Genomic DNA, 15,700 nt, shown 5'->3' on the forward strand with positions numbered 1-15,700 from the left:
GTTAAACTTTAAAACCAATGTTAAATCTTATAAAAAAAGTAGTAATATACGTATTAAATTTACTGATATTAGTAGGCCTCATTCAGATGATTTATATATATATCGAATCGAGGGTCGGAAAGTATTCTGATTATCAATAGATTACGGAATGATCGGTTAGCTGCCCTACCGTTCATAAATCCGGTTGGTTTTTAGGATGGCAAAACCCGATCCTTGGTTCGTGCGTATGATTCAGCTACTTGTATTCAACATTAAAACAAATGATCGAAAGGTTTGAAGCAATACGCATTACAAAGTTTCAAACCCTTGCCTTTTGTCACCTTTGCAGAATTCCGTATTTCTAAGAACATAAATATTATAAAACGTCACTATGAAATGCGCTGACCGAATTATTTGGGATCCGTTTGATAGCAAATGATGTCACTTGGATTTTATTTAAAGGTTAAAATCCTTATATTATGCAAGGTTATTAACGTATAACCCTGATTTTTTAAAATATTCGTTTCGCTAAACGTAAACATATTTATCTTCAGAACACATACCTAATTTGGCCTACTTAAAAACATAAAAAGGGTCCGATTGGACAATTGGCCGTATCAATCTTAATATGTAATATTGCTCCACCAAACCGTCATACTTGATAACTAATTCCTTAAGATTACTAATACCTATTATCCTTTTATTCCAGTTGAGGTTAGGATTAGGTCAAACGTTCTTCGAAGAAAGCCTAATGGAAAGATTGGGTGAGGGAATTACTTATGGATCCGTGGCCGTAACCGGGCTTGGGCCCGGAATATCCTTTATGGACTTTGATAATGATGGTTGGGACGATATTACCCTCCCTGCCTCGGCGAACAGGGACTTTCAGTTCCTTAGAAATACAGGCGGACAATTTGAAATACTAGATCTTCCAATAAGCAGTGGTGGTATTCAATCACGTCAGGCCATTTGGGTCGACTTTGATAATGATGGGGACAACGACTTTTTTGCGGTTAGCGACGTTGGACGATGCTGGTTTTATCGTAATGAGGGTAACTATAATTTTACGGACATTATTGGTGTTTCCGGTCTACCTACAGCCGTAATGGAATATTGGGGAGCTTCATGGGGAGATTACAACAACGATGGTTTTTTGGACGTGTTCATCAGTGTACGGGACCCAATGCAGGTCAACCACAATTTACTGTATCGCAATGACGGGGATGGAACCTTTACCAATGTCACGGTGGCAGCTAAGCTTAGCTTGGATGGCCATATAACATTCTGCTCTTCTTTTATTGATTATGATCGGGATGGCTTCCAGGATATCTATATGGCCAATGACAAAGAAGTAACATCCAACATTTTATACAGAAACAAAGGTGACGGTACCTTTGAGGATGTGAGTATAAGCTCAGGTACCGATCTCCATATGAACGCTATGTCTACCACCATCCATGATTACAACAATGATGGCTGGTTGGATATTTATGTTACCAATATTTATCCTCCGTTATTACCAGGTACCGACATTGGGAATGCATTTTTGCTGAATAACCGAAATGGCACTTTTACTAACATTGCGTTGGAAAATGGCACGCGTTTCGATAGTTTCGGTTGGGGAGCCGTGTTTTTGGATAGCGAGAATGACGGCGATCTGGATCTATACGTCAGCAGCCATCTTGATGGAAATGATGGTCGGAAATCCTCGGCATATTACCAGAACAATGGCAGTGGCATATATACAATACCCTCTTCTGTGGGATTCATAGATGATACGGCAAATAGCTATGGCAATGCCATAGGAGATATACAGAACGATGGACTCCCCGATATTGCGGTGGTGAATACTATGGATCAGCCTATGATGCTATGGGAAAACAAGACGGTATCCGATCAGAATTGGCTAAAAATTAAATTGCAGGGTACCGAGAGTAACCGTATGGGAATAGGGTCTTTTATTGAAGTGGGTGCGGGAGGGCAAACGTACTTTGGATATACGCTTTGTGGAGAAGGGTATATCAGTCAGAACAGTAGCTCCAAGATTTTCGGTATAGGTACCAATGAAATGGTAGACTATGTAGAAGTGACCTGGCTTAGCGGGATAACGGATCGTATAGAAAATATAGGTAGCAACCAGTTCATCACCATAGTGGAAGGGTCAAATCCAATTGAAAATGAGGAAGATGATACAGAGAACGGGGCGAGTGAAAATGTTAGGGATACCATTAACTCCGTGGCAAGACAATGGAACGAAGCCCTACTTGATGCCATAAGGACCGATTTGGCACGCCCTACGGTACACGCCCGAAATTTATTTCATAGCGCCTTGGCCATGTACGATGCCTGGGCTGTATTCGATGAAAATTCGGAGACCGTGTTTTTGGGGAAGACCTTTCGAGATTTTAGTTGTGAATTCAAGGGTATGCCCAGTACACAGGATTTGGAAGCTGCCCGAAGGGAAGTACTGAGTTATGCCATGTACAGCTTACTCCACTATAGGTTTTCGGATTCCCCCGGGGCGGCGGCAGCCCTTCCTCGTTTTAGCGCCCTTATGTCTTCATTGGGTTATAACACAAATAATACCTCTACGGATTATGAAACGGGCTCTTATGCGGCTCTTGGCAATTATCTGGCGGCAAAGCTCATAGAATTTGGCAATCAGGACGGCTCCAACGAGGAAAACACCTATACCAATACGTATTATACCCCTATCAATGACCCTCTTATGCTTGGGACTTATGAGGATTCATATGGGTTGATAGATCCCAACCGTTGGCAACCTTTGACTTTTGAAACATTCATTGATCAAAGCGGTAATCCGATTTCAGGTGAAACTCCTGAATTTCTAAGTCCTGAATGGGGTGAAGTGATACCTTTCGCATTGAAGCAGGCTGAATTGGAGATTCTCGATAACGGTTTTAAAAGCTACATTTACAGTGATCCGGGAGCTCCACCAAGCATTCAGGTTTCCAATGAGGACGGTATTGAAGATCCATACAAGTGGCATTTTGCCCTCGTGGCTTCTTGGTCATCCCATCTCGACCCTGATGATCCTACCCTCATAGACATCTCCCCAGGTGCTATTGGTAATGTGGATATAGCTATCTATCCAGAGAGTTTTCAAGACTACCAGGCATTTTATGATTTTGAAGAAGGAGGTGATATAGGATTAGGGCATCCGGTAAATCCCAGGACAGGGCAGCCCTATACCCCACAAATGGTAAAAAGGGCAGATTATGCCCGGGTATTGGCCGAATTCTGGGCGGACGGGCCGGATTCCGAAACACCTCCGGGGCACTGGTTCACCATACTGAATTATGTGAGCGACCACCCCGATACCCAGAAACGGTTTGCCGGCGAGGGAGATGTAATGGATAATCTAGAGTGGGATGTAAAAAGCTATTTGGCATTGGGGGGTGCTATGCACGATGCTGCCATAGCTACATGGGGTGTTAAGGGATATTACGATTATATAAGACCAATATCGGCCATCCGTTATATGGCTTCCAAAGGACAAAGCTCAAATGCTGAATTGCCTGCTTACGATCCTCACGGTTTACCTTTGATTCCCGGAAGAATAGAACTGGTTGAAAGTGGTGATCCCTTAGCGGGGCCAGGAGGTGAAAATGTGGGTGAGGTTAAGATTTATGCCTGGCGAGGCCCGGATTTTATCGGTGACCCCACTATGGACGTGGCAGGTGTTGGTTGGATTTTAGGCACCCGTTGGTGGCCGTATCAAAGACCCACCTTCGTAACACCTCCATTTGCCGGATACGTTTCCGGACATTCCACTTTTTCAAGAGCGGCGGCCGAGGTATTGACATTGCTAACAGGAGATCCGTTTTTTCCCGGAGGCATGGGTGTTTTCAATATAGAAGAAAACCGATTTTTAGTTTTTGAACAAGGCCCCAGTCAAGGCTTCAGCTTGCAATGGGCTACCTACCGGGATGCCTCTGACCAAACAAGTTTGTCTAGAATATGGGGCGGTATCCATCCACCTATAGATGATATTCCAGGGCGTATAATTGGAGAAAAGGTTGGTAAAGATGCTTTTGATTTGGCCCAGGATTATTTTGAAGGATTGGTAAGCATACCAACCGATAATTTCCTCATAGAAATAAAAGGGGAAAGCTGTATAGATAGCAATGATGGATTTATTCATATAACTGCAAAAGACTACTATAATTATAGACTTTCCTTAAATCAGCAGGAATATTCGTTTAATCGCGAAATTGAGATTGCCAACTTGGCTCCTGGTACATATCAAGCTTGTATTACCGTTGTGGACAATGTGGAATTTGAGCATTGCTACGACTTGGTTGTTCAGGAGGTAACACCAATTGATGTAAACACAAGTATCGTCGAGGAGGGGATTGGTTATAAAGCCAAATTTGAGATAAATAAAGGGACCCCTCCTTTCACCATTGAGAAAAACGACCGGGTTATAGGTGCTTTCGAGAATACTTCTTTTGAAACGGAAGTGATCAATGGTGATTTGCTGGTCATCCGTTCTGGAAAGGCTTGTGAGGGATTATATTCACAAAAAGTATCGTTTCAGGAGAAGATTATCTACTATCCGAATCCCACATCGAATTATTTAACAGTCCTAGGCTCTTCCCATAACCGTGTTTCGGAGCTTTATAATTCCGAAGGAAGACACCTCGGTAGTTTTAGTGGTAAGGATCCCATAGATTTCTCTACCCTTGGAAAAGGTGTCTATTTCTTGGTAATCACTTATGATAGAACTACTGAAGCAATAAAGGTAGTTGTCGCTGATTGAATACAACTGCTATGCACTCTAAGTGTTACTTGATTTCCGAATGACAGACTTAAGGAATATTGCCCGGCACTTAAGGTAATTAAAAAACCGTTTCCCAGATCTGGAAAGGATATTCATGGCCATGAGTCACTTTTCAAGGCTTTAGGGATTGGATGAAGTTTATAAAGAGTTTTGACTTGTGAATTGTATTTCACATGGGGGTATTTCCAAAAAAAATCCATTACATCGGTAATAGACTTTTTACTTATAGTGACCGCGACGGGATTACCTCTGGTTTTCCTTTGAGTTCCACAATCTAAATGAAAAGCTCCAAACCTTAGGTTTGGAGCTTTTTTATGTCCTTACTTCGATTCCTGAATGAGCTCAGATTTCATTCGAACAAAAAAGCCTGCCAAATGACGAGCTTTTCATTCTTGAGTGACCGCGACAGGATTTGCTGTGCACATCCTTTGAACTCAATGTTGCAAATACAAGTCCACGCGCTAGCGCTCGGGTTCTTCATTTCATTCTAAAACGCAAACGCTGTTTGGTTTTTCCATAAAATAAAGAACCACGCCCTTAAGGGCGTGGTTTTGTTAGTGTCGTGACCGCGGCAGGAAAATCAGTTTTATATTATTTATAGTTGATATATACACTAATTTCAAGAAAAGGTATGTATGTACCATATATTTGATACATATTTGGTGTTTATATGATTCAAAACGGTCGGACAAATGTCGGACTAAAAACAGCAAAAAATGGCAGCGCACTTAAAGATAAAATCTTTATACTAAAATGTAGATCTAAAGAATTATTTAGGAACCTTGGGATTAATAAAGTTTAAATATAGTTTAAGCTTAACGCTATTTTTTTCTTTGCAAACTAAGTTTTTGGCACGTTGTCCAACGACCCCTTTATAGTGGGTTTTTGCTCATTTTTTCAGGCCGTTCCTTTTTTCTTTGGATTTATTCGCTGGCCTTTGATAAAGACAAATATTCCTACCCTAGTAATTTAATCTCTTCTATTTTCCACAATGGTTGTTGTTGCCAATCAATAGGAAAATCCATGCTTTTCGTGTAGTCAATGTTTGGATATTTTTCAAATAGCTTTATAATCTTTTCTTTAAATTTATTATTAGGGTTTATTCTATCCACTAAATACTGAATAATCGATAAGTAAAAATATGATTTATTCCTACATATTCCACTTTGCTCTATCCATTTATAAGGAAGCGGATTTTTAGTTTTCAAAACTTTGATAGCCAATTGCCTGTTCCAAAATCTTGAATGATGTGCACAAATGTTTCTACAATATGTCAATGCCATTAACCAGTTTTCTAAAATTTGATATGGTACACCAAAATCATTCGAAATTTTAGATTTTATAGAAGTGTCTTTTAAATTTGAGAAAGTTTTTGAAAGATGGGCGAAGGTGATAATTTCCATAACCATCCAACTTGGCATATCATTGTTTACGTATTTCCTTTTAAACTGTATTACAAAATCTTCGGAACTATCCAATTTTGATTTTTCTATACTTGACTTTCCATTATTTTGGATTGATATGTCTTTAAACAATTTATCATGCTTATACCAATAAGGGTCGTAACGTAGGGAAAGATAATATGTAAGTTTAGACCTAAGGGCCACTTCAATTTTCTCAATATTTCCAAGTAGTAAAATTCTTAGTTCTCTGTCAAAACAATACATTTTAAAAGAACTTTCCAAATAGCTATTGGGTTTGAATTTGTGATTTTCTTTTGGTATTTCAAGTTGGGGGTATAGATAACCAGTTAATCTAAAATACCCTATTTTATCAATTAGGTGAAGGGCTTTATCAAAGTCTTTAACTTCCAAACCCCTTGAAATAAGTAGATGCAACTGCTTCTTGTGGGTTGTGGGTGGTTTTTTGTAGATATCCAAGTAAAAAGAATGATAGGTCTAAAAATAGAACACCACTCCTAATACGCATCATAATGATAGGCGGGAGTGGTATGTTAATACAAATATATAATATTATAGCCCATAACATACTTTAAATCAATACTTAATACCTATAGTTGTATTAGGTTCCATAGATCGTCCTTATAAGTATTCTTATATATAATTAATTAACTATTTACGAATGTCTTTCCGCTCCTTCCAGGAACTTATTAAAACACTCATTATGGTTATACGCCCTGTAACTGAACCGAGCAGCTCGTTCATCTAAACATCGGATTCAAGCTTTTGACTTAATAATCGCTGAAGCAACATGTTGAGTTTTATTTTTTAATAAACCCTTTTTCAGGGTCGAGTTAGTCTTTGATTGGATTTTAAAAAGGCATCTGTCCACATAGTATAATAGTTGTTCCTGTTTTTATAAATTCCTCAATCTCAAGTGTCACCAACTATTTGGAGTTATTGAAAACTATTTGAAAGTGAATGTCCGAACTATCCAAATATTTACTTAGTAGTACCAACGTTTATATTTGGTAAATGGCATTAAAAGGATTGAATCACATTATGGTCACCAAGATTATAATGTACTTATCTGATAAACAATCAATTATAATAGAGTAAGTATCAATTGATGTAGATTTGTCCGACTATTGTCCGACCACTTAAAAAAACCATGATTCAATCAAAAAATGTAAGTTTCTGAAAATCAGTATATTACAAGGTATTGTTGTCGGACAATGGTTGGACAGATTATAACAAAATCCTCATAAATAGCTGATTATCATATATTTATGAGGATTTAAATGTGACCGCGGCAGGATTCAAACCTGCAACCTTCTGAGCCGTAATCAGATGCGCTATTCAGTTGCGCCACGCGGCCTTTGCTATCTTTGGGCATGCCATCCGAAGCATGAGGCTTTAACCGACTGCAAAGGAGGGCTGCAAATATATTTCTTTTTAAATTTAAGGCAAAATTACGATCATCAAAATATGGACCTAAAAACCTTTGTACGCGATATACCCGATTTTCCATCCCAAGGAGTTCTTTTTAAGGATATAACCCCACTATTAAAAACCCCTGAGGCACTTAGGACGGCAACAGAGAGATTGCTTCAAATGGTCAATGGGGAAGTAGATATTGTAGTAGGTATGGAAAGCCGGGGTTTTTTCTTCGCCCCAATTTTGGCCTCTACATTAAACGCTGGTTTTGTTCCCGTGCGTAAATCAGGGAAACTTCCAGGAAAGGTAGTGGGGGAGACCTATGCTTTGGAATATGGGCAGGATACCTTGGAAATTCTTGAAGATAGTATTTCCACAGGAGATAGGGTCTTGATACATGATGATGTCTTGGCCACTGGTGGTACAGCCTTGGCTACTTGTGCTTTAGTGGAGCGCTTGGGCGGAAAAGTTGTACAATGTAATTTTCTTATTGAATTGGAATTTTTAAAAGGGAGGGGGCAATTGAACGGTTTTGATGTAAAATCGCTAATGCGCTATTGACCCAGGGCATTTGTAGTAACATAATAGCGCCATCCAATAATGGCCAACTGTAGTTTGGATGCCTTGGACAAATCCAATCCTTTCTTGGAGTAACTCGGCAACAACGCCTTATTTATTTTGGCCAAGAGCTTAAAAAAAGCCTTCTTCAAGATGTTCGATTTTCTCAAAAATACAAAATAAAAACTCGGCCAAGGGCCGAGTTTTTTAAACAAGATACTATTTTGAGTTGCTTTCCATCATCTTTTTGGCCAATTCCGCACCTATCAAGGATTGTAGTAAGTTGGCATCCGTTTTCTGGGAATCTCCGCCACCCTCAATAAAGATTTCAGGTAGGTTAAGCTCCTTTAGCTCCCGAGCTACGCCTACAGAGGTTTTGTACTGCCATTCGGCACGTTCCTGGGGCGTAAGGCCGGCATTGACCAATTTAGCATTTTGATAAGCCTCTGCATCTGCGGCAACTTTTTTACTTTGAGCCTTGAATTTTTCCACTTCAAATTGCTTCTTTTCCTTAACAAGGTTGAATTCCGCTACCTTGGCCTCGGTCTCTGCAGCAATCGTTTTTTGTATCTGCTCTTTCTCCAAACGGGCTCGTTCCGCTGCTTTTTCGGCCTCTCCCCGGGCCTTTTCCTTCTGTGCACGGTAGAACTCGCGCTCCGCTTGCTGCTTTTCCAATTGGGTCTGGGCTACCTCTTCTTTTTGTAATTGGAGGCGCTTATCAAAGGTTTCTTCCCAATCAATTTCTGTAACAACGGCCTGGATTACAGTAAGACCATAGGCTTTTAAGGAATTGCCTTGCTCGCGAACAGGCTCTCCGTTTATTCGCTTTATCCGAAAACGCTTTTGTTTGGATTCTTTGTTTACCACGGTCCGTACTGTTGTACTGTCCCCAATAATTTCCCTTCGCTCACTTTCCGTATATTCTTCAAGGACGTACATGCCATTTTCCAATTGATCTTTAAAGTATCGATCAAAATCCGAGGCTTGTCCGGAAATATAATCCTGGGCATCCATAAGCTTACAGGTATTCTTTATGGATTGGTCAATATTGGGAATAATCCTGGATCGTATCAAGTTTTGTTCCGTCTTGTTGCGATCCGCAACAGATAGGAATTGGGCTTCCCCATCTGTATTTATGCTGATAACTACAGAGGTTGCGATTCTTGCCTTTACGGCATCACTAAAGGCCCAATATTTGGCGGCATCCACATTGGCATATTCGCTTTGCTCGCCCAGTTCACCATTGGCACTGGGTATTACATATTTTATGGGCAGTTCAAATTGGATAGGAATGAGTCTTCCCCACATCTTGGTGTGGATGCCCTGGCGAAAAACCGCCTTTTGTCCGCCCCATGGATATTGAACCGCGTACGCGGTTCCCGGTTCAGCATAGAATAGCGTTCCTGTGACAATGCTCAATACAATGCCCAAAAGTATAATCTGTAGGCTTTTACGTTGGGTAAACCACCCAAGTAAGCTATGATTTTTAAATATTGGTTTCGCTAACAAAGTGAGAATCCCGATACCAATGATGAGTATTCCAAATAAGGTTAACATAATATGAAGTTTTATAGGTTAGACAATAAGGACAGTAACAAAAGGCAAATAATAATTTTTATGATGATGATCATTGCTTTAAATCTTAAAAGGGTTAGGAAATGGATATGAATAATCGATTATCCATTTAAGATATATAATAAAAATCTATACTTCCTAACGATTTGATGGAAAACAATACAATTGAATATAGTATTGTAAGTAAAAAAACGAGTTGAATTTCAAATTTTTTTAGAATCTCTTGAAGTATGTTTTGAATTGTAAACGTAGAAATTCTGGATATTACAGTTTATAACAATTGAAGGGGCTTTTTGGGCACTTTTTTCTAAACCAAGGGCCTTTTCATCCAAAAAAATACGTTTTTTATCATTTTGATTTTTTGATAGCCATTTAGAATTGTCAAATTATGGAAATTCGGCCCTCTCAAGAAATCAAATTCTTAAAGGTATATTTGTTTCAAATATGGGGCATGCAAAATGTATTTTACATTATAGTTGGGCTTATACTATTAATAGCAGGAGGCAATTGGTTATTAAAGTCAGCTGTTGCACTTTCACTTCGTCTTCATATTTCAAGAATTATAATAGGGATGACCGTAGTCTCCTTTGCTACTTCAGCTCCAGAGTTAATAGTAAGTGTTAATGCCGCTTTGAACGGATTTCCTGATTTGGCCTTAGGTAATGTCATAGGGTCTAATATTGCGAATTTAGGATTGGTACTGGCCATTATCATTATTATAGGCAGCATAGATGTACGAAAGAGCTTTTATGTTACGGACTGGCCCGTAATGATGGCATCCTCTCTCTTGTTTTTTGTATTCATTTATTTTGATGGGGAATTGCAACGATATGAAGGAGGAATCATGTTCCTGATTCTATTTTTATTCTTGGTCTATCTTTTGCGTTATCAAAAGCCTGCCGTGGTAGAAGGGGTATCCAAAAATATAACGCTATTACCACTACATAAGGCAGTATTATTATTGGGTATTGGCGGAGGTGCGCTTTGGGGAGGTTCGGAAATATTGGTTAAGGGTGCTGTTGGCTTGGCCACCTTTTATGGTGTTAGTGACCGCATCATTGGGATTACCGTAGTCTCCGTTGGAACCAGTATTCCCGAATTGGCCGCATCCATTATTGCTATCATCCAAAGGGAAAAGGCCATTTCCGTAGGTAATCTTATCGGATCCAATATCTTTAATCTTTTAGCCGTTCTAGGCATTACCGCCATGATTACTCCTATCGAGGTTCGAGATCAAGGATTATTGGAAAATGATATTTTTTGGATGCTGGGTATTTCCTTTTTGATATTGCCCTTGGTCTTCTTGCCCAAAGGACTGCGTTTAGGTTGGCGGGATGGCATAATTCTTGTGGGAATTTACGTGGTATTTGTGTATCTTACTGTAACGTAAAAACCCCAGCCGGCTATGAACAGGACACTTTTTTTAATCTTATATTTCTTACTTTCTCTTGGACCTGTTTCCGCACAACAGGAATTCATACAGGGTAAGCTCCTTGATGCGCAAACCGGGGAGCCCGTCGTTTTCGCCACGATACGGGTAAAGGACCGGGCCAAGGGAGTAATCTCCAACCAGGACGGCGGTTTCCGTATCCCAACCAGGTTCAAGGAGCTCGGGGACGTACTTATCATCTCGAGCATGGGATATCAGAAAAGGGAGATCCCCATTGGGGGCCTATCCCCGGAGCATATCAACATAATAAGGCTCACCCCGGGTGTTCTGAACTTGTCCGAAGCCGTGGTAACCGGCCAAAAAAAGAGGAAACTTTCTGCTAGAAGGATTGTTCGGAAGGCCCTAGCGAATATGGAAAGGAACTATCCGCTAAATACTTTCTCGACCATTGGTTATTACAGGGACTATCAATTGAAACAAGGGAATTATGTGAATCTGAACGAGGCCGTCTTGGAGGTATTCGACCAAGGTTTTTCTCGGATCGATTCGGCGACCACTAAGGTGCGCATCTACGATTACAAAAGGAACACCGATTTTGAACGGGATACCTTGGCCGAGGATCCCTACGATTACAGGCGCTTGCTGAAAATAGTGGATAACGCCTATCTCGATAGTTATGGGGGAAATGAATTTTCGATATTAAGGGTTCATGATGCCATACGCAATTATAAGGTAGGTTCGTATTCATTTGTGGACCAGTTGGATGCCGACCTGTTGAAAAACCATAGCTTCTCAAGGGACAATAATACTTATCTCAATGGGGAGGCGCTGTACACTGTAAAATTCAGGAAGCGACATCCGCATTACAGCGCGTTCGGTATTCTGTACGTTTCCCATGGTGATTTTGCCGTACATAAAATGGAATACACCCTCTACGATGACCGAAAACGGTTACCCGATCGAAAATTGAATAGGCACCAGGGCCGTGGGCAATTGATTTTTGAAATTACCACCGAATATCAGCGGCACGACTACGGGAAGATGTTCCTAAATTATATTTCGTTTGAAAACAGCTTTATTCTGTGGCAGCCACCAAAATTCAAAGTAGAGAACAGTGCCATTGGATTGATGAAGAGTCCCTCTGGCGGAATCGGCGGTTTCAGGCTTGAATTAGTATTCAATCGTGATCCAAATGTTACTGAGGCCGAAGATGTGCGCAACTATTTGGTAAAATATAAGGGGAAGCGTTTGAAAATTAAGACGGCAGGCCTAGTCAAAAATGAAAGAAAAGTGTTTTTACTACCTGACATGACCCAGAAAGAAAGAAAGGAGATTCTTGAGGGACTTTTTGAGGCCATTAAGAAAAAAATAGACTTAAATAATTTATTTTCCATTGATATAAAACCGATTTTGGATTTGGAGGGGATTCATAGACTGCACGAATGGAAAAAAAGGGACTACGACCAATTTAGGGAATATTTTGTACAGCAGGTAAAACCTTCCACCGAATTACCTGATGATGATAAATTCATGGACAAACACAAACCCATCTTCGAGGATCAGCCCATTGTTAAACCTGATGATTTTGAGGAGTATTGGATGAATACCCCTTTGAAATAGGTCATAAAATGGCAGCATAAAACTAGAATACTTTCAAAATGGTATTGAGAAATTTTAAATGTATATACTTTTTGATTTTGTTCTGCTTCAATACAATTTTATTTTCCCAAGAAAATGACTTCATACGGGGCAAACTTTTGGATACCGGATCCGGTGAACCGGTGGTATTTGCTACCATCAGGATAAAGGAAAAGGCCATTGGGGTCATCTCCAATCAAGATGGCGGGTTTCGCATCCCCAAAAAGTTCAAGGAGTTAGGGGATATACTTGTCATTTCCAGTATGGGCTATCAAAAAAAAGAAATTCCCATGGCCGGTCTATCCCCTGATGCCATAAATGTTATTCAACTTTCCCAAGGAGTCATGGAACTGTCCGAGGCCGTGGTTATTGCGCGAAAAAAGAGGAGGTTGTCAGCGAGAAGAATTGTAAGGAAAGCAATAGAGGCTATACCCGCAAACTATCCCCAAAATTCGTTCTCCTTAACCGGATATTACAGGGATTACCAACTTGACCAAAACAATGACTACATAAACCTTAACGAGGCTATTCTTGAAGCCTTTGACTTGGGTTTTGACGAAATCGATAGCACTACGACCAAGGTTAAAATCTATGAATACAAAAAGAACACGGATTTCGAAAGGGATACGTTGGCAGATGACCCCTATAACTATAGGACTTGGAAAAAGGTAATCGACAGGGCCTATTTGTTCAATTATGGGGGTAATGAATTTACAATTCTTAGGATTCATGACGCCGTGCGGAACTTTAAAATCAATTCCTACGATTTTGTAAATCAATTGGAAAAGGATTTTTTGAACAATCATTTTTTCGATCGGGAAGACGATGTGTATTCGGATGACCAGGCCTTGTACGGAATAGACTTTAGAAATTCCAAACCGGGATTAAGAATATCCGGAAAATTTGCAATATCCAAAGAGAACTATGCCATCCATAAGATGGAATATGCCATTTACGACACCGGTAATGAAAAACGGAAACGAAAAAGGAAAGATAAGGACCAACTTATTTTCAAGGTAGTATCCGAGTACAAACCAAAGTACGGTAAAATGTACTTGAATTATATTTCATTCCACAATAGTTTTATGTTGGGTATGCCACCCAAATTTGTAGTAAGTAAAATCTACTTGGATGACTCACGCAAATGTTTTACGGTCAGGTTCAGTGAAGCGGTAGATTTTTTCTCTGCTAAAAACAAAAAGCACTATAACTTCAGTTTCCATAATAGGAAAACTTCCTTTTCAAAAATACTACCTTACCTATACACCGTTGACCTCTATCCTGATTGGACCAAAAGGAAGTTTACGGATATCCGGTCCGAAATAGATGAAATAGTGCGAAGTTTTAAGTTGGATCCCAAGAATACCCCCAGGGAGATGTCCCAAGAATTCAAGTACACCACCGGAGACCTCCATATATACAGAGCACGACTTGACCCCGATTTAATAGAGGAAGGATTGGGGAATATGTTTCAGGTAGAATTGAAGGAAGGAAGTTTTGAATTGAACATGCCAAAGGCGTTTAGCGTAGCTATCGAAAGACTTAAGGATGTCAATGGCAATTATCTTAATAAACGGGTTTATAAGGAATATAAACAATTTAGGGAGTTTTTTGTGCAGCAAGTAAGACCAGGCAAAACTGTCTCGGACGATAGTCTCTTTATGAACAATCGCAGGCCAATTTTTGAAAACCAGCCAATAGCAAAACCCGAAGACGTTGAAAACTACTGGATGAATACACCATTACAAAAAACAGAAAATTAAAAAAGCGTACCGAGGAGGTACGCTTTTCTAGGTAGTACAACAATCAATTAATTATTTATACGTCAGCGGATTTAACGGTTTTTATTATTCTGCCCGCTATCTTATAAGGATCCCCATTGGAAGCTGGTCTTCTATCTTCCAGCCATCCTTTCCATCCTTTTTCAACGGTTATGATTGGAATACGAATAGAAGCGCCACGGTCAGAAATACCATAACTAAAATCATCTATAGAAGCTGTTTCGTGGAGACCTGTTAGGCGTTGGTCATTAAACTCTCCGTAAACCTCGATATGTTCTTTAACGACCGGTCGGAATGCTTCACAAATTTTTTCATATGTTTCTTTAGAACCACAAGTTCTCAAGGTTGTATTAGAAAAGTTAGCATGCATACCGGATCCGTTCCAATCCATGTCTTTTCCAAGTGGTTTTGGGTGGTATTCAATATAGTAACCATATTGTTCCGTTAAACGGGCCAATAAGTATCTAGCGATCCAGATTTCATCCCCAGCTTTCTTTGCACCTTTAGCAAATAATTGAAATTCCCATTGACCAGCAGCAACTTCTTGGTTAATCCCTTCAAAATTAAGTCCGGCGTCGATACATAGGTTTGCATGCTCTTCAACTAATTCCCTTCCCCACGTATTTTTTCCACCAACAGAACAATAATACATGCCTTGGGGACCAGGATAACCACCAACAGGGAATCCTAATGGCAATTGGGTTTCGGTATCCATAATGAAGTATTCTTGCTCAAAACCAAACCAGAAATCATTATCATCATCGTCAATAGTAGCTCTACCGTTAGAAACATGAGGTGTACCATCCGCATTTAAGACTTCGGTCATAACCAAGTATCCATTTACTCGAGCAGGGTCTGGATAAATCGCAACGGGCTTTAACAAACAGTCAGAAGATCCTCCCTCAGCCTGTTTTGTTGAGGAACCATCAAAAGACCACATTCCAAGTTCTTCAAGTGTTCCTTTGAAATCTTCGTGCTCCTCCACTTTTGTCTTACCTCTTAAATTTTGGGTTGGATAGTAACCATCTAACCACAGATATTCCAATTTAATCTTTGCCATAATTTTTTGGTTGTTAATATTTATATTTTTAAAGACCAACAAAAATATATTTTTTGATGAATTAATCTAATTTTTCGG

The 15,700-nt window shown here is 39.8% G+C and carries 9 protein-coding genes and 1 tRNA gene; 5 read left to right on the top strand and 5 right to left on the bottom strand.

Going from position 1 to position 15,700, the window contains the following annotated elements:
• The first annotated feature begins 730 nt into the window (after nucleotides 1–730).
• Nucleotides 731–4,762 carry an FG-GAP-like repeat-containing protein gene (locus ACP2AF_RS11010; RefSeq protein WP_425236205.1) on the top strand — a complete coding sequence of 1,344 codons (4,032 nt, stop codon included), beginning with the start codon at nucleotides 731–733 and terminating at the stop codon, nucleotides 4,760–4,762.
• Between the two features lie 977 nt (nucleotides 4,763–5,739).
• Here ACP2AF_RS11010 and ACP2AF_RS11015 read toward each other — a convergent pair.
• Complete coding sequence (locus ACP2AF_RS11015) at nucleotides 5,740–6,663, bottom strand: Abi family protein (protein WP_425236206.1); 924 nt, start codon at nucleotides 6,661–6,663, stop codon at nucleotides 5,740–5,742.
• Between the two features lie 824 nt (nucleotides 6,664–7,487).
• Nucleotides 7,488–7,561: transfer RNA gene (locus ACP2AF_RS11020), tRNA-Arg, on the bottom strand.
• A 110-nt stretch (nucleotides 7,562–7,671) separates the two neighbouring features.
• Here ACP2AF_RS11020 and ACP2AF_RS11025 point away from each other — a divergent pair.
• Nucleotides 7,672–8,181, top strand: coding sequence for an adenine phosphoribosyltransferase (locus tag ACP2AF_RS11025; protein ID WP_425236207.1), 510 nt, complete (start codon nucleotides 7,672–7,674; stop codon nucleotides 8,179–8,181).
• On the opposite strand, the gene ACP2AF_RS11030 is transcribed toward ACP2AF_RS11025, so the two are convergent.
• Nucleotides 8,175–8,330, bottom strand: coding sequence for an SsrA-binding protein (locus ACP2AF_RS11030; RefSeq protein WP_425236208.1), 156 nt, complete (start codon nucleotides 8,328–8,330; stop codon nucleotides 8,175–8,177). The two genes, ACP2AF_RS11025 and ACP2AF_RS11030, sit on opposite strands and share 7 nt — an antisense overlap.
• Nucleotides 8,331–8,397: 67 nt before the next feature.
• Complete coding sequence (locus ACP2AF_RS11035) at nucleotides 8,398–9,735, bottom strand: hypothetical protein (RefSeq protein WP_425236209.1); 1,338 nt, start codon at nucleotides 9,733–9,735, stop codon at nucleotides 8,398–8,400.
• Between the two features lie 469 nt (nucleotides 9,736–10,204).
• On the opposite strand from ACP2AF_RS11035, the gene ACP2AF_RS11040 reads away from it, so the two are divergent.
• The 3 genes from ACP2AF_RS11040 (at nucleotide 10,205) to ACP2AF_RS11050 (ending at nucleotide 14,544) form a co-directional block, all read left to right on the top strand.
• Nucleotides 10,205–11,143, top strand: coding sequence for a calcium/sodium antiporter (locus ACP2AF_RS11040; RefSeq protein ID WP_425236210.1), 939 nt, complete (start codon nucleotides 10,205–10,207; stop codon nucleotides 11,141–11,143).
• A gap of 15 nt (nucleotides 11,144–11,158) precedes the next feature.
• Nucleotides 11,159–12,763 carry a carboxypeptidase-like regulatory domain-containing protein gene (locus ACP2AF_RS11045; RefSeq protein ID WP_425236211.1) on the top strand — a complete coding sequence of 535 codons (1,605 nt, stop codon included), beginning with the start codon at nucleotides 11,159–11,161 and terminating at the stop codon, nucleotides 12,761–12,763.
• Between the two features lie 71 nt (nucleotides 12,764–12,834).
• Entirely contained in the window at nucleotides 12,835–14,544 is a 1,710-nt protein-coding gene (locus ACP2AF_RS11050) for a carboxypeptidase-like regulatory domain-containing protein (RefSeq protein ID WP_425236212.1), read from the top strand.
• 55 nt (nucleotides 14,545–14,599) lie between these two features.
• On the opposite strand, the gene ACP2AF_RS11055 is transcribed toward ACP2AF_RS11050, so the two are convergent.
• Complete coding sequence (locus ACP2AF_RS11055) at nucleotides 14,600–15,622, bottom strand: glutamine synthetase beta-grasp domain-containing protein (RefSeq protein ID WP_425236213.1); 1,023 nt, start codon at nucleotides 15,620–15,622, stop codon at nucleotides 14,600–14,602.
• Nucleotides 15,623–15,700 lie beyond the last annotated feature (78 nt).

It is taken from the genome of Ulvibacterium sp., assembly GCF_965248315.1.
GTDB lineage: Bacteria > Bacteroidota > Bacteroidia > Flavobacteriales > Flavobacteriaceae > Ulvibacterium.

Coding starts and splice junctions, on each gene's coding strand:
- ACP2AF_RS11040 (WP_425236210.1), top strand. CDS start 10,205: ATGCAAAATGTATTTTACATTATAGTTGGGCTTATACTATTAATAGCA.
- ACP2AF_RS11010 (WP_425236205.1), top strand. CDS start 731: ATGGAAAGATTGGGTGAGGGAATTACTTATGGATCCGTGGCCGTAACC.
- ACP2AF_RS11025 (WP_425236207.1), top strand. CDS start 7,672: ATGGACCTAAAAACCTTTGTACGCGATATACCCGATTTTCCATCCCAA.
- ACP2AF_RS11035 (WP_425236209.1), bottom strand. CDS start 9,735: ATGTTAACCTTATTTGGAATACTCATCATTGGTATCGGGATTCTCACT.
- ACP2AF_RS11045 (WP_425236211.1), top strand. CDS start 11,159: ATGAACAGGACACTTTTTTTAATCTTATATTTCTTACTTTCTCTTGGA.
- ACP2AF_RS11055 (WP_425236213.1), bottom strand. CDS start 15,622: ATGGCAAAGATTAAATTGGAATATCTGTGGTTAGATGGTTACTATCCA.